At 46.3% G+C, this 15,036-nt stretch carries 12 protein-coding genes; 11 read left to right on the forward strand and 1 reads right to left on the reverse strand.

Annotated elements, in window-relative coordinates; all coding sequences use genetic code 11:
• The 8 genes from ACWB0I_RS15110 to ACWB0I_RS15145 all read left to right on the forward strand — a co-directional run.
• On the forward strand, positions 1 to 1,115 hold a 1,115-nt coding region (locus ACWB0I_RS15110; protein WP_479388906.1), incomplete at its 5' end, for a translocation/assembly module TamB domain-containing protein.
• A gap of 14 nt (positions 1,116 to 1,129) precedes the next feature.
• On the forward strand, positions 1,130 to 3,457 hold the full coding sequence (gene bamA, locus ACWB0I_RS15115) for an outer membrane protein assembly factor BamA (RefSeq protein WP_479388907.1): 2,328 nt from the start codon (positions 1,130 to 1,132) through the stop codon (positions 3,455 to 3,457).
• 70 nt (positions 3,458 to 3,527) lie between these two features.
• A complete protein-coding gene (locus ACWB0I_RS15120; RefSeq protein WP_479388908.1) occupies positions 3,528 to 4,061 on the forward strand; it encodes an OmpH/Skp family outer membrane protein in 534 nt (177 codons plus the stop codon).
• Positions 4,062 to 4,072: 11 nt separating this feature from the next.
• The gene (gene lpxD, locus ACWB0I_RS15125; protein ID WP_479388909.1) at positions 4,073 to 5,104 is read left to right on the forward strand and encodes a UDP-3-O-(3-hydroxymyristoyl)glucosamine N-acyltransferase; all 1,032 of its coding nucleotides are present in this window, start codon (positions 4,073 to 4,075) and stop codon (positions 5,102 to 5,104) included.
• Between the two features lie 10 nt (positions 5,105 to 5,114).
• Positions 5,115 to 6,524 carry a bifunctional UDP-3-O-[3-hydroxymyristoyl] N-acetylglucosamine deacetylase/3-hydroxyacyl-ACP dehydratase gene (locus tag ACWB0I_RS15130; protein WP_479388910.1) on the forward strand — a complete coding sequence of 470 codons (1,410 nt, stop codon included), beginning with the start codon at positions 5,115 to 5,117 and terminating at the stop codon, positions 6,522 to 6,524.
• A 10-nt stretch (positions 6,525 to 6,534) separates the two neighbouring features.
• Complete coding sequence (gene lpxA, locus ACWB0I_RS15135; RefSeq protein ID WP_479388911.1) at positions 6,535 to 7,317, forward strand: acyl-ACP--UDP-N-acetylglucosamine O-acyltransferase; 783 nt, start codon at positions 6,535 to 6,537, stop codon at positions 7,315 to 7,317.
• Entirely contained in the window at positions 7,286 to 8,122 is an 837-nt protein-coding gene (locus ACWB0I_RS15140) for a lipoate--protein ligase family protein (RefSeq protein WP_479388912.1), read from the forward strand. The genes lpxA and ACWB0I_RS15140 overlap by 32 nt, the downstream gene beginning before the upstream one ends.
• Before the next feature lie 35 nt (positions 8,123 to 8,157).
• Entirely contained in the window at positions 8,158 to 9,021 is an 864-nt protein-coding gene (locus tag ACWB0I_RS15145; RefSeq protein WP_479388913.1) for a DUF6588 family protein, read from the forward strand.
• Between the two features lie 73 nt (positions 9,022 to 9,094).
• Here ACWB0I_RS15145 and ACWB0I_RS15150 read toward each other — a convergent pair whose 3' ends face one another.
• On the reverse strand, positions 9,095 to 9,223 hold the full coding sequence (locus ACWB0I_RS15150) for a hypothetical protein (protein WP_479388914.1): 129 nt from the start codon (positions 9,221 to 9,223) through the stop codon (positions 9,095 to 9,097).
• Positions 9,224 to 10,033: 810 nt separating this feature from the next.
• Here ACWB0I_RS15150 and ACWB0I_RS15155 point away from each other — a divergent pair.
• The 3 genes from ACWB0I_RS15155 to hutH all read left to right on the forward strand — a co-directional run.
• Positions 10,034 to 10,495: a DUF3592 domain-containing protein gene (locus ACWB0I_RS15155; RefSeq protein ID WP_479388915.1), complete on the forward strand. Its 462-nt coding sequence runs from the start codon at positions 10,034 to 10,036 to the stop codon at positions 10,493 to 10,495.
• Between the two features lie 218 nt (positions 10,496 to 10,713).
• Positions 10,714 to 13,701, forward strand: a complete 2,988-nt coding sequence (locus ACWB0I_RS15160) for a helicase C-terminal domain-containing protein (protein ID WP_479388916.1) — start codon at positions 10,714 to 10,716, stop codon at positions 13,699 to 13,701.
• On the forward strand, positions 13,691 to 15,036 hold a 1,346-nt coding region (gene hutH / locus ACWB0I_RS15165), incomplete at its 3' end, for a histidine ammonia-lyase (protein ID WP_479388917.1). The genes ACWB0I_RS15160 and hutH, both read left to right, overlap by 11 nt.

Genomic DNA, 15,036 nt, shown 5'->3' on the forward strand with positions numbered 1-15,036 from the left:
ATTTCTATTTTGCCGGGCCCTTAAAACATCCTGTGGCCCATGGTAAGGTGGTACTTTATGACACACGCTTAACCTTCCCCTTCCTCTCACAGGGCGCGCCTGTACAAAAGAACAATGCGGTTCTTAATTTTTTGCAAAACATTGATTGGGATGTGTTGACCGTGTCCGGGGAAGATGTGCTCTATTTTCGGGAAATTCCGGCCTATATCGACAATGTGAATACCGAGTTGTACATCGATGAGAGCTCGCCCGGCCTGCATTTTAGTGGCATATTGAATGAAGGGACCTTTAAAGTTAGCGGCCAGATCAGCTCTTCGCGTGGGCGTCTGGAATATCTGGATCAGACCTTCCGCGTGGACTATTTCCAGGCCGAGTTTACAGAGAACAGTCCCTATCCCATCATTTCGGGGCAGGCCTGGACAACCATTCGCGACAGCATTGGCGCCATCCCCAAAACCATCTACCTGAGGCTTTATGCCATCGATCCGGACACCAGGCAGGAGAAACAGCAGGGCAGCTGGGAAGATTTTAAATTTAAGCTGGTTTCAGCAGATCCTAAAATCGGGGAAAGTCAGGAGCTGGTGCTGGCCGATTTAGGTTTTAGTGTGGGGAACATCGCCAACAAGGTAACCAGTGTTGGGGGAGCGGTCACCGAAAAGTACATCTTCCGTCCCCTGTTTCGGCCGCTGGAAAGGGTTATTGAACGCAATTTAGGCCTGGATATGGTACGCTTTAATTCCAATATTGCCCGAAATTTGTTTTATTCCAGTTTAGGTTTTGGTAAGCGAAATTTTGCACGCTCCTCACCGTTGATTAATCCATTTAACACGCAAACGCCCTATCTCTTTTTGATGCAAAGTTCGGAAATTACCCTGGGGAAATATGTGACGCAAAATCTGTTTCTGACCTACACCGGGCAGCTGGTCTCTTTTTACGATCAATCCCGTCCATCGTTTGATATCAACCATTCGTTCGGAATTGAGTACCGTTTTTTAAGAAACATTTTGCTCGAAATTGAGTATGATCGAGAATTGATGGGTTATTACAAAATTCAAAATCAAAAGCAATATTTAGAAGACATTAAAATCAGATTAAGACATTCATTCACATTTTAAGATGGAGGTTAACGGTGAACAAACGGTTCGCTTTCATATTACTCATACTGATCTTCACAAAAGGAATATTTGCCCAATCGCAAAAAGTGAAAATTAATACCATCGAGATCGAAGGTAATCAGACGGCAGACGCCAGCATGATCCGTCTCAACTCCGGTTTAAGGGCCGGGCAGGAGATCACCGGAGAAGATTTACAAAAAGCTGTGAAAAATCTTTGGGCGTTAAACGTCTTTTCCGATATTAAGGTTTTTGTTAAAAATCAAACCATCAAGGGCCTGGACCTGCTGATCGTCGTTAAGGAATACCCACGACTTCGCGAAGTGATTATTAAAGGCAATGATGCGCTCTCAAAAAAGGATGTGCGGGAGGCGCTCAACACTTACCGCAGCATGGTGGTTTCGGATTACAAAATCTTTAAAATGAAAAAACGATTGCTGGATAAGTATCAGGAAGAAGGACACTTGCTGGCCAGTGTGACCATTGATACCAGCGTTGTGGGTAAAAACTATGTAAATTTGCTGGTCAACATTAAAGAAGGCCCCAAGGTTCAGGTTAAAAAAATTACTTTTCACGGTAATAAGTATTTTGATGATGGAAAGCTGCGTGGCGCCATGAAAGAGATCAAAGAGGATCGCTGGTGGCGCAGCGCCGATTTTGATCCTGAAAAATATGAAGAGGATAAAAAGAAAATTGTTCAGTTCTACAAGGAACACGGTTTTCGTGACGCAGAAATCGTCAGGGATTCGATTTATTACAGCGCGGACAAATCCGATATGTACATCGATATCTGGGTGCGTGAAGGAAACAAGTACTACTTTGGCGATATCACCTTTGAAGGCAATACCGTTTTTACGGATGAAATGTTACGGGCTGCTCTGGACATTGAAAAAGGCGATGTGTACGATCAGAAAAAGTACGACGAAGGGGTACGCGATCGTTTACAAAAAATGTACTACAACCAGGGCTATCTGTTTGCCAATATTCAGCCGCGGGAAATCCCGGTTGGTGATGACACCCTGAACATCGACTTTAAAATCATTGAAGGCAATGTAGTCCGAGTTAAGGAAATCCTCATTACCGGCAACACCAAGACCAACGAGAAAGTAATCCGACGTGAATTCAAACTGCATCCTGGTGATATTTTTAACAGCAGCAAATTGGAGCGTTCAATTCGTGATTTAACCATTCTGAACTATTTTGCTTACGCCAAACCGGATGTGCGTCTGATTCCCAATGACGACCGCTACGTCAATTTATTGCTGGAGGTCAAAGAAAAATCTACTGACATGGCCAATATGTCTGCTGGTTACAGCCAGCGTGACGGTCTGATTGGGAGCATTGGGCTGACCTTTAACAATTTTTCATTGTCTCACCCTTTTTCCGGCGGGGATGGACAACGTCTGGTGTTTGACTGGCAGTTTGGTAGTATCTACCGCTCCATTTCACTCAGTTTTACAGAGCCCTGGATGTTTAACACGCCCACATTAGGCGGGTTTTCCATTTTTGATACCAGGCGCGGTGGCGGCTACTACCCCTGGGATCAGAATGATCGGGGCGCCTCGGTGCGCATCGGGCGTCGCTTTTTCTGGCCCGATAACTATTTTCGTGGCGACTGGATCGTGCGTTTTGCCCAATCGCAAATTTCCAATATTCGCGATCCGGAACTGGCGCAAAGTTATGCTACCTATTTTGGCACCTATGGCAAAACCAAACAGATCAGCGTTACGCAAATCATTACGCGCGACAGCCGCGACAACCCGGAATTCCCAACCAAAGGCTCCGTGCATTCTCTGACGACCGAATTGTCGGGCGGTTTTCTGGGGGGCGACCAGGACTTTTTTAAAACGGCTTTTGTGGCCGACTGGTACTTGCCTTTGCCCTTTGGTCTGGTTTTTTACAGCGCCAACAAATATGCTACCCTCATCCCTCTGTACAAAAACACACGTATTTTATATGGTGAGTATTTTTACCTTGGCGGTAGCGGCCTTGGCTTTTCTGAACAACTCCGTGGTTATGATGACGGGCAGGTCGGCCCCTTAACCTCAGCCGGAAGCCCCCTGGGCGGTAAAGCCATGGTACGTAATACTCTGGAATTGCGTTTTCCCATTTCTCCCAATCCAACCATCTTTGGTTTGTTGTTTGCCGAAGCGGGCAATGCCTGGCGCGAAATTGGCGAAGCCAATCCCTTTGACCTGAGACGCTCGGTGGGTTTTGGCGTACGGTTATTCATGCCCATGGTCGGAATTATTGGCATTGATTTTGGCTACGGTTTTGATTATTACAATGAGTACGGCCAACGCAGCGGTAAGTGGAAGGTCCATTTCCAGTTCGGCCGCTTCTAAGTTAAGTTTGGAGTATGTATTAAATTTTCATATATTCTTTGATTTGAATAAACAAATGAAGGAGGTAATTGTGAGACCTTTTATGTCGCTGTTAACGGTTGTTTTAGTAGCAATATTTGCTTTACCATTGCAAGCGCAGAAGTTCGCTTATGTTGAATCCCAGCGTATTTTAAATGAATATCAAGAATATCAGGATGTTCAGAAACAATTGGAACAATTGCGTTCAAAATACGATGCCGAATACCAGCAAATGGTAAAAGAGTACAATGCCCTGCTGGAAGAAATTGATTCCCAGAGTTTGCTTTTAAGCCCGGAGAAAAAGCAGCAGAAGATGCAGGCTGCGCAGGACAAAGCCATGCAGATCGAGCAGTACAAGTATGAAAAATTAGGGCCGGAAGGTGAATTTTACAAAAAGAGCATGGAATTGACCAAACCCATTATTGATAAGATCAACAAACTGATTGCCAAAATTGGGGAAGAAGAAGGATACGATTTTATTTTTGACGCCTCTTCCGGAGCGCTGGTTCACGCCTTGCCAAAATACGACATTACCGATCGCGTTCTTGAAGAACTGAACAAGGGTGTGGGCACAACTAAAAAATAATCAGGTCGTTCATGAAATTAATAGAGATTGCTGAGGCGCTTAACGGTGAGTTACACGGGCCTGCGGATCTGGAAATCTCAGGTCCGGCTAAAATCGAAGAGGCTGTTAAGGGACAAATCACATTTTTAGCCAATCCAAAATACCAAAAATACATTGCCTCCACCCGGGCCAGCGCGATTGTCGTTGATAAAACCATCCCGCATCTCAAAATTCCGCACATTCTGGTTGGCAATGCCTACCTGGCGTTCATGCAGGTGTTACGCCTTTTTACGCCGGAACAGCACAATTATTTTGAAGGAATTTCTGCGCAGGCCTTTGTGCATCCAACGGCTGACATTCATCCTACGGCTAAAGTGGCCCCTCTGGCTTACATTGGGCCAGAAGTACGCATTGGTAAAAATACGGTAGTGTATCCGGGCGTAACCATCCTGAAAAATGTGCAGATTGGCGATGACTGTATTCTGTACCCCAATGTGTCTGTGCGGGAAGATTGCATCATCGGCAATCGGGTCATATTACACAATGGCGTGGTCATCGGCAGCGACGGTTTTGGCTTTGCTCCTTTCAATGGCGTGTACCATAAAATCCCGCAAATCGGCAATGTGATTATTGAAGATGATGTGGAAATTGGAGCCAACAGTACGGTGGATCGGGCTACGACCGGTTCAACCATCATTCAACGGGGGTGCAAATTTGACAACTTAGTGCAGATTGCCCACAATGTCAAAGTCGGGCAAAACACGGCCATTGCCGCTCAATCAGGTATTGCCGGAAGTGCCGAGGTCGGGAAAAACGTTATTATCGCCGGCCAGGTGGGGATTGTTGGCCACATTAAAGTACACGACAGGGTTATTATTGCCGCCAAATCGGGCATTTCCAAAGACGTACCGGAAGGCCAGGTCGTTTTTGGCATCCCGGCCTTAGAAATGGGTAAAAAAAAGCGGATTGAAGCCGCCATGCGCCATCTGCCGGATTTGTTAAAACGGATTCGGGAATTAGAGAATGAAGTTCTTGCGTTAAAAAAGGCTTTGGAAAATAAATAACGAGGGGGATATGACGAAAAAGCAACGCACGATTAAAAGGCCAGTCTCCATTAAGGGACGGGGTATTCACACAGGAAATAATACGAAAATCACGTTTAAGCCGGCTCCGGAAAATTACGGACGTGTATTCGTCCGCGTAGATCTGCAAGATAAGCCCGAAATTCCGGCGCTGGTCGAATATGTAGTTCAAAATGACGAGATTGACAGCTCACGTGGGACCATTTTGCAAAAGGGAGATGTTCGCGTACACACGGTAGAGCACGTACTAGCGGCGCTGGTCGGTCTGGAAATTGACAATGTCATCATGGAATTAAATGCCAATGAGCCTCCAATTGTTGACGGGTCAGCCATGCCCTTTGTCAATAAGTTGTTGGAAGCCGGCATCGAAGAGCAGGAGGCCGAAAAAGAATACCTGATCATCGAAGAACCGGTGAACTACAAAGACGAACGGCGCGGAGTGGAGTTCGTTGCCCTGCCCACGGATGACTACCGAATTACGCTGATGATCGACTACAAAAATCCCGCGCTTGGCAGTCAGCACACCGGCCTCTTTTCTCTGGAAGAGGAATTCATTACCGAGTTTGCACCGGCGCGAACCTTTTGCTTTTTAAATGAAATTGAAGCCCTGGCAGATCAGGGACTGATTAAGGGCGGCGACCTGGATTCGGCAGTGGTTATCGTAGATAGACCTCTGGACCCGCAAGAAATTGAGCGTCTGAAAAAGAAGCTGCAGGTGGATGACGATGTGGAATTGGGGCAGAGTGGCATTTTGAATGACAAATCGCTGCGCTTTCATAATGAGCCAGCCCGCCACAAATTGTTGGATATGATTGGCGACCTGGCCCTCACCGGCGTAAATATTAAATCGCAAATTCTGGCTGCCCGTCCGGGCCATCAAAGCAACATCGAGTTTGCCCGAATTTTACGCAATATCTACAAAAAACAAAAACTGACCCGCAAATTCCAGGACATCAGCAAAAAGGGCGTGGTCTTTGACATTAATGCTATCAAGAAGATTCTGCCACACCGCTATCCCTTTTTACTGGTGGATTCCATTATTGAATTGGAACCGGAAAAACGGGCGGTGGGCGTTAAAAACGTAACCGTAAACGAGCCCTTTTTTCAGGGACATTTTCCACAAAAACCGGTCATGCCCGGTGTACTGATTGTGGAAGCCATGGCCCAGGTGGGGGGCATTTTGCTGCTTAATGATCGCGTGGATGTGGAAAATAAGCTGGTCTTTTTTATGGGCATAGACAATGTGCGCTTTAGAAAAGTGGTGCAACCTGGCGATCAACTGGTCATGGAACTGGAAATGTTAAAAAATCGTCGGACGACTTTCAAAATGGCGGGTAAAGCCTACGTAAAAGGTGAACTGGTTTGCGAAGCGGAAATGATGGCCGCTGTGGTCGATAATTAAGGAGAATGGATTGGTCGAAATTCATCCCACTGCAATCGTTGAATCTGGAGCGCAATTAGGCGTTAACGTAAAAATTGGCCCATACGCGCTGATTGAGAAAGAAGTGGTCATTGGCGATGGCAGCCAGATTGGCCCCCATGCGGTTATTGCCAATGGCGCTACTTTGGGCAAAAATTGCCGCGTATTTAGTGGGGCTGTTATTGCTACGGAACCACAGGACCTAAAATTTTCCAATGAAAAAACCTATGTTGAAATTGGCGACAACACCACGATTCGTGAATTTGCCACGGTGAACAGGGCTACTTCTTACAGTTTCTACACGCGGGTGGGGAAAAATTGCCTGTTAATGGCCTATTCCCACGTAGCCCATGATTGTCAGATTGGTAATTTTTGTACGATTGCCAATTCGGTGAATATGGCCGGCCATGTCATTATTGGCGATTATGTGGGCATTGGCGGCCTGACCGCCATCCATCAATTTGTGCACATTGGCGATCACGCTTTTATTGGCGGCGGGTTGCGTGTTTCACAGGATGTTCCGCCTTACATCCTGGCCGCCGGAGAACCCATTCGTTTCGCCGGATTAAATGCCGTGGGCCTGCGTCGCCGGGGCTTTACCAGGGAACAACTGGACCTCTTAAAACAGGTTTACCACATCATTTACCGCGAAAATTTAAAATTGAAAGAGGCTATTCTAAAAATTGAACAGACTGTGAAACCGACGGTAGAAGTGCAAAAAGTTATGGAGTTCTTAAAGCATAGTGAACGTGGTATTATCCGACCCGAACGATGAAAGAACGATCTTTCCTTTTAGCAGCCTCATAGTTTTCCCCTATCAAACGTTTCCGGGAGCATTGAATATGGCTCTCGACTTTTATTTAGCGCAGAACATTCAGCAATTTGGGGCGCCCATTTTGCGCTTTTACGGCTGGCAACCTTATTGTCTGTCGTTGGGCTACCACCAGGACAAAAAATTTATTGATCTTGGAGCTCTACGCCGAAAAGGCTACCAGGCTGTACGCCGGCCTACCGGCGGCAGCGCTATTCTCCATAGTGAGGAGTTGACCTATGGATTCATTTTGCCCAATAACCATTTGAACAATCACGACATTTACTACCTGTTCCATAAATACCTGGTACAAGCCTTAAATGAACTACATTTTCCGGTCGCTTTGAATTATCAGGCAGACAAAGAGAATTACCTACGCTCGGCGCAAAAACGGTTTGCCTGTTTTAATCGCCCGGCTTTTACCGAAATTAAATATCAGAATAAAAAGGTGGTGGGCAGCGCGCAAAAACTGTACAAAAACGCTTTGCTGCAACATGGTTCCATCTTGCTCGGGCCAAAACAAAATGAGATTATTGCCTTGATGAATACCGACGAAGCCTCCAGACAGCGCTATCTTAACATTCTAAAAAACAGCTCTATCTCTCTTTCAGAAATTGCTCCTCAGAATAAAGTCGATTTACAGACAATTATTGAAGCCCTATTGCGTCAATTCGAGAACTCGCTGAATATTAGAATCTTTTTCAAAAAATTTGACGGCCATCATTTGCGTAATGCACAAAAATTTGTAGATAATTTTAAAATTCAATAAGTTAAATAAGGCAATTTAATTATGTAGGAGGAGACATGAAGAAGTTTATTATTTTCAGCTTCATTATGGTTTTTGCTTTTGGCTGGCATCAAAGCACTCAGGCAGGCGATCTGGAAGGAAATCTTAAAACGATTTTGACTCAAAGCCAATTTCCTGCTGATGAATACATTAAAGGTTATGTTCAACCGTTTGCTACGGCATTGGGAACCGGATTGGGCGGCGCTCTTTTTCATCGTGGTTACGCTAAAACTCTGCCCCGTTTTGACGTGGGTGTAAGCGCTGTTTACATTCCTCTTCCGGATGAGGCCATGAGCTTTGTCTTTTATGGCATGAACAAACCTACTGTTTTTGGCGACGATACCCCGGCTGACCCCACGGCCATCCCCGGTTTGAATGTAGATAAGTTCCTGTTGCCCATGTTACATGCCAACATCGGTCTTTTTGGCGGATTTGAAGGCACGGTTCGTTTTGCTAAAAAAAGTCTTGGAGATTTCGGCGATGTAACATTGATGGGCGGTGGCATCAAATATGAACTGAGCGATCTGATCCCTATTCCCATGTTCCCTATTGATTTTGGAGTACAGGCCGCTTACCACAAGTTTACCGTGGGCAGTTTTTTAGATGCCGGTACGTTTACGATGAATTTGCAGGTATCGGGCAGCATCCCCCTGTTTCCGGTGGATATTTACGGCGGAGTAGGATACGATGTTTCCAGCTTAACGATTAAAACAGCCGAACTGGAGCCCGCCTCTACCATCGGCGATGTGACGGTTGATGGCGAAAACGCTATCCGGTTGAACGCCGGGGTCAGTTTTACTTTACTGTTCTTTAATTTGCATGCTGATTACAACGTGGGCAAGTACAATTCCTTTGCGCTGGGCGCAATGATTGTACTTTAAACCTTAAAAATTCAATGCTTGCCCAACAGACACATTGCGTGGATTAAACTACGAAAACGGAGGAAGAGCACGGTTAGTCGCGCCCAAAGGGCAGCGCTTTTTCCTGATTTAGTGAAGAAATGTCGGTTACAGTACCTGTGCTCTCCGTTTTATTCTTCTGTTGCAGAAGCCTTTCAATAAACACGGCGCAGGGCATCATCATGGTTTGCGCCGTTTTCTCCCGAAAATGGGAACGAGGGGGAAAGCGATGCTGTAGTTAGGCGCAGGCTTCAGGCCTGGGCTTTGCTGGAAACAGCCTAACCCCACACCGATTATCATTTAGACCGATACGCTGAGCGATCTTCTTCGCTGTTACATAAGCCTCGAGCTAAAGCTTGAGTTACGCTGGGTTTGCGAATTGGCTGTAAGTGTAATGGATTCCTCGTCTTAGCCCTCACCCCGCAACGCGGGGGGGCAAATGTTGCTAAAAGAAAGTTCTTGCCAATTCCGTAAAAGCCTCTTTAAATGTTTGAATTTTAACTTGCACAATTTGCCTGAACAGTGTAAGGGATTTTGATCCCGCTAAAGCGGAATTACAATGACATGTCGGCACGAGCCAGCGTCTCTCAAACACAATGTGCTGATGCTCAAAAACTTTCGAAAATTATAATTCGCAATTCGAAATTGCCATGCAAGCCTTCAGCCACTGGCCCCCGAAAATCGGACGAGGGGGAATGGCCCGCCAGTGAAAGGGATTCCTCCTCCGCTGAAGCGGAGTCGGAATGACACATCGACACGTGCCTGTATTGTTTGAACACAACCTGGCCTTTCAAAAAATAATCCGTAATTTTTAATTCACCATGCTCTTTGGTAGCGAGCCGGCAGGCAGACAGACAGCTTTCACGACAAATAGTTAAATTTTGATTTAATGATAGTAGTGGCCCATGGAACCATTCAAAACAAACTATGGTATTTTAATGAAGGAATTTTTTTGAAAATTTTTAGTTTCTATTACAAAAAAACGGATAGGCTCATGACAGATAATAAAAGAAAATGGTATTTTGTAGTAATCTTACTGGCTTTACTCATTGCCATGCCTACTCTGATCTCTCAGTATTTTGTTTTAAGAGGGTATCAACAAAAAAAGAGCTGGCCGATCATCGAGGCCACGGTTGTGCAAACGCAGATTGTCGGTAAACGCGCCATTTTACCTCTGATAACCTATCGCTACCAGGTAGGCGGTAAGACTTTTATTGGAAAAACGGATTTGCAAACCCCGCCTTTTGGTTTACGCAATAAGCGAGATATTACGGCCAGAGCGATTATTAGAGAACACCCGGTTGGCAGTTCATTAAAAATCGCTTACAATCCACGTAATCCGCAGGAATCCACCACCGGCCTCCATTTACCGTGGAACTTTTACATGAAGGTGGCCTTTTCCATTACCTTACTCATGGTTTCTGTTTTTCTTCTTAAGAAATATCTTCAAAAGTGAGCGAAAATTCTTTGATTGTCTGCTGTTCATTTCGTAAAATAGCTGTTTAAAACAGACGAATTGTTGTCCAGATGAAACGGATTAAAAATACTTAACGCGAAACAATTTCTTGAGACACAAAACCATGGTAACGTTCCATTTCAAATATGGAATCATCAAAAGAGAAACAAAGTAAAATATGTTAATTACACACTGTAATTTAGAAAGTTGAGCATTTTATGGGCTTACGAGAAGATCTTCTGAAACATTTAGGCTTGAACACCTTTGTGGTGGTCGACCTGGAAACAACCGGCTTAAATCCTGAAAAGGACCGCATTATTGAAATTGGAGCCATTCGCTTTGTGGATGGTAAGGAGGAGGCGGTTTTTGAAGAGTTGGTCAATCCGGGCATTCCTATTCCGCCCTTTATTACCAGTTTAACCGGGATTACCGATCAGGATGTGCAGGGCAAGCCCACGATTGAAGAGGTCTTTCCCCGCTTGCTGCAATTTATGGACAACGCGGCCATGGTCGGTCAACAGGTCAATTTTGATGCGGCTTTTATTGAATACCAGTTTCGCAAGCAAAACAATGATTACGAACGCTGGGACAACACCCAGCAACGATTCAAATATTTAACCAATCTACGCGTAGATACGCTTTTTTTAGCGCGTATTTTCATGCCCTTTTTAAACAGTTTTAAATTGGCCTCGCTGGCCAGTGAGTTTGACTATGATCTTGATCGGGCTCATCGCGCAGTCGATGATGCCCGGGCTACCGGCCACGTCTTTCTGGAACTTATTGATCGGGCGCTGGCTGCCGAGAACCATGTGCTCATCAATATCATCAATTTGCTGTTCCCTACGTCGCGCCGCGCCAAACAATTTTTTGTGCCGGTCTTGAAATTCAAACAAATGAAAAATATTTCGGCTACAGGTAAAGCCCTGGTGGATGATGCCTATTACGCCCAGAATTATTACAATGTGATTGGAGAAAAGGACTACCGCTTTCCGGAGAACACCGATGACCTACCTGAACTTGAGTCCATCGATCCCCAACTGGTTGATCGCTACTTCAATGAGCAGGGGCATCTATCGCGCGTCATTCCCAATTACGAGTTGCGACCTCCACAAATCGAGATGGCCAAAAATGTATTGCAGGGTTTGAATGAACGCGCTTACGTGGTGGCCGAAGCCGGGACCGGTACCGGCAAATCCATGGCCTATCTGGTGCCGGCCATCGAGTGGGCCGTTAAAAATCGGTCGGCGGGTCAGCGCGTGATCGTTTCTACCAATACCAAAAACTTGCAGGAGCAATTGTTTTTTAAAGACCTGCCAACGCTGTATGCTTCAGTGGAAAACAAATTTAAAGCGGTTTTGCTCAAGGGACGCTACAACTATCTGTGTCTGGAAAAATGGCACACCGTCTTGACGGATATGAATCAACGCCTTTCCCGGGATGAACGCACCCGTCTTTTGCCCCTGGTTTATTGGGTTGAGCAGACACGCACCGGCGACATCATGGAGAATGCGGGTTTTCAGCTGGAACGCAATCTCGGTCTCTGGGAAAAACTGACGGCCGAACCCTCGTATTGTCCCGGGAAAGCCTGTAAATATTATGACGATTGCTTTTTAATGAAGGCGCGGGAACACGCCAAACGTGCGGATGTGGTGGTGGTCAATCATGCTTTGCTGTTTGCGGATCTGGCTTCCGGGCGTTCCACATTGGGAGATTACCAGGTGCTGGTGCTGGATGAGGCCCACAATCTGGAAAAGACAGCGGCCGAATATCTTGGAGTTCGTGTGAATTACTGGGCCTTTCGCAATCTTTACCATCGTATTTATGAAGAAGAAACAAATAAATCCGGCACAGTGGTTCAGATTGAGTACCGTCTGAATACCAGTAAAAACCTGTCTCAGGGAAAGAAAAACGAAATTACGCGTCTGACGCAAAAAGTAAAGTACAGTTCTTTGAATCTCAAAGAAAAAACGCAGATCTTTTACAATGAATTTAGCCGCATGCTCCGTGACCAATATGGCAGCCGGGAAAAGCCCGGACAGGAAGAGACGCGCATCCGCTACCACAAAAATTTTAAGTTTTTCCGCCTTTTAGAAGATGAAATTGAAGTGCTGAAAAAAGCCCTGGCCCGTTTTATTAATGATCTTAACCAGTTGATCGATAAGCTCAACGGCCTTGATTTTAATTCGTTTAAATTTCAGGCCCAGCTGACCAGAGAAGTTATCTCCAGTTACGAGCGAGCCATGGAGCTGATGGAAGGGTTCACCTTTTGCCTGAAAGGGGAAGAGAAAGATTATGTTTACTGGCTGGATTTGCCGCGCAATGAACGCAGTAATGATGTGGCCCTGTACGCCGTGCCTCTAAATATCGATGAACTTTTAAATAAGCTGCTTTACCCGCAGATCGAAACGGCTGTTTTTACGTCGGCCACGCTGGCTGTGAATAAGTCGTTTGATTATTTTAAATCGCGCCTGGGGCTACAACTGTTAAAAGAGCGTCCGGTCCTGGCCCGGGCCTTCGATTCACCGTTTGACTATGAAAAACAGTTGTTGCTTACGGTCACCGATTTTTTACCGGATCCCCGTTCGGCAGACTACCCGGCCGCAGTACGTGATCTGATCATCCGGTTGCACGAAGAACAAAAACGAGGTTTGTTGATCCTTTTAACCAATTACAGCATGCTCAATCAGATGTACGAATGGTTAAAGCCTCATTTTGATGCGCAACATGTGCTGCTTCTGGCTCAGGGGAAAAGCGGCAGCCGCACCAATATCTTGAACCAGTTCAAAGAAAACCGGGAATCGATTTTATTGGGCACCGATAGCTTTTGGGAAGGAATCGATGTGCCGGGTGAAGCTCTGGAGTTATTGTTTATTCCCAAACTTCCCTTTGACGTGCCAACCGAACCGGTCATTGCTGCCCGCATGGAAGCGATTAAACGCCGGGGCGGTAATCCGTTTATGGAATATTCTTTGCCAGAAGCTATTATTAAATTTCGCCAGGGGTTTGGTCGTTTGATTCGCCATAAAACCGACTTCGGAGCCGTCATCATCGGTGATAATCGTGTGAGCCGCATGCGCTATGGCCAGCATTTTTTAAACAGCATTGCCGGACGCAAAGAGATTGTTTTTGATGAGGACGCTCTGTTTAAATTACTGGATGATTGGTTTACGAATCGCAACAAGGAGGAAGAACAGCATGCCGGTTGAAAAACTGGTTATCGGTCAAAAGGATCTTACATTTCAGGATATTGCCTTCTTTCTGGAAAAGAAACCGCAAATTGTAATCGATCCTGCGGTGAAAAGGGCGGTTGATGAGGGACATCAGGTTATTAAAAATATTGTAGAACAGGGAAGAGTGGTGTACGGCGTGACCACCGGATTTGGTAAGTTTGCCGATGTGCGGATTCAGGCTGAGCAAACCAGAGAGTTGCAACACCGCCTGGTGAGGAGTCACGCAGCCGGAACCGGGGAGCCCATGCCTGCTGACCTTGTGCGCCTGATGATGCTGTTTAAAATCAAAAATTTGTCGCAGGGCTTTAGCGGTGTGCGCTACGAGGTGCTGGAACAGCTTGTAAACCTGTTAAACCAGGACGTTGTACCGGTGGTGCCTTCCAAAGGTTCGGTGGGGGCCAGCGGTGACCTGGCGCCTTTGGCGCACATGGCGCTGGTGATGATTGGTGAAGGCGAAGCCTTTTACCAGGGTAAACGCCGTTCTGGAGCAGAAGCGTTAAAAAGCGCCGGTTTAAAAGCCATTGGGCTGGAAGCGAAAGAAGGCCTGGCCGTACTCAACGGCACTCAGGCCATTCAGGCTTACGGCGCTTACAGTGTGTTAAAGGCCTGGCAACTAATTAAATCGGCCGACGTTGTGGGAGCCATGAGTCTTGAAGGTCTGCTGGGCACACTAACGGCTTTTGACGAGCGCATCCAGCAGGTAAGAAGGCATCCTGGCCAGATGAAGGTGGCAAAAAATTTTAAGCGACTTTTAAGTGATTCACCCATTGTGGAATCGCACAAAGCCTCTGATCATCGTGTTCAGGATGCTTACAGCCTGCGCTGTATTCCGCAGGTTCATGGCGCTATCCGCGATGGGCTGGACTACGTTAGCGCAGTTTTTGAACGGGAGATCAACGGCGTAACAGACAATCCGCTCGTTTTTGCGGAACAGGGCGATGTGCTTTCCGGGGGCAATTTTCATGGCGAACCGGTGGCCCTGGCTGCCGACTATTTGGGGATTTTAATGGCCGAATTGGCTGATATTTCTGAACGGCGCATTGAGCACATGATGGACCCCAATATGAGTGAGATGGCTGGCTTTTTAACCGAAGGGGGCGGTCTTAATTCCGGTTTTATGATTGCTCAGGTAACGGCCGCCGCCCTGGTCTCAGAGAATAAAGTTCTTGCCCATCCGGCCAGCGTCGATTCCATTCCCACCTCTGCCAATAAAGAAGATCACGTGAGTATGGGCAGTCATGCTGCGCGCAAAGCTCTGCAAATCATTGAAAACGTGCAAACCGTTCTGGCTATTGAATTGATGTGCGCCTG

The organism is Caldithrix sp., assembly GCF_056497305.1.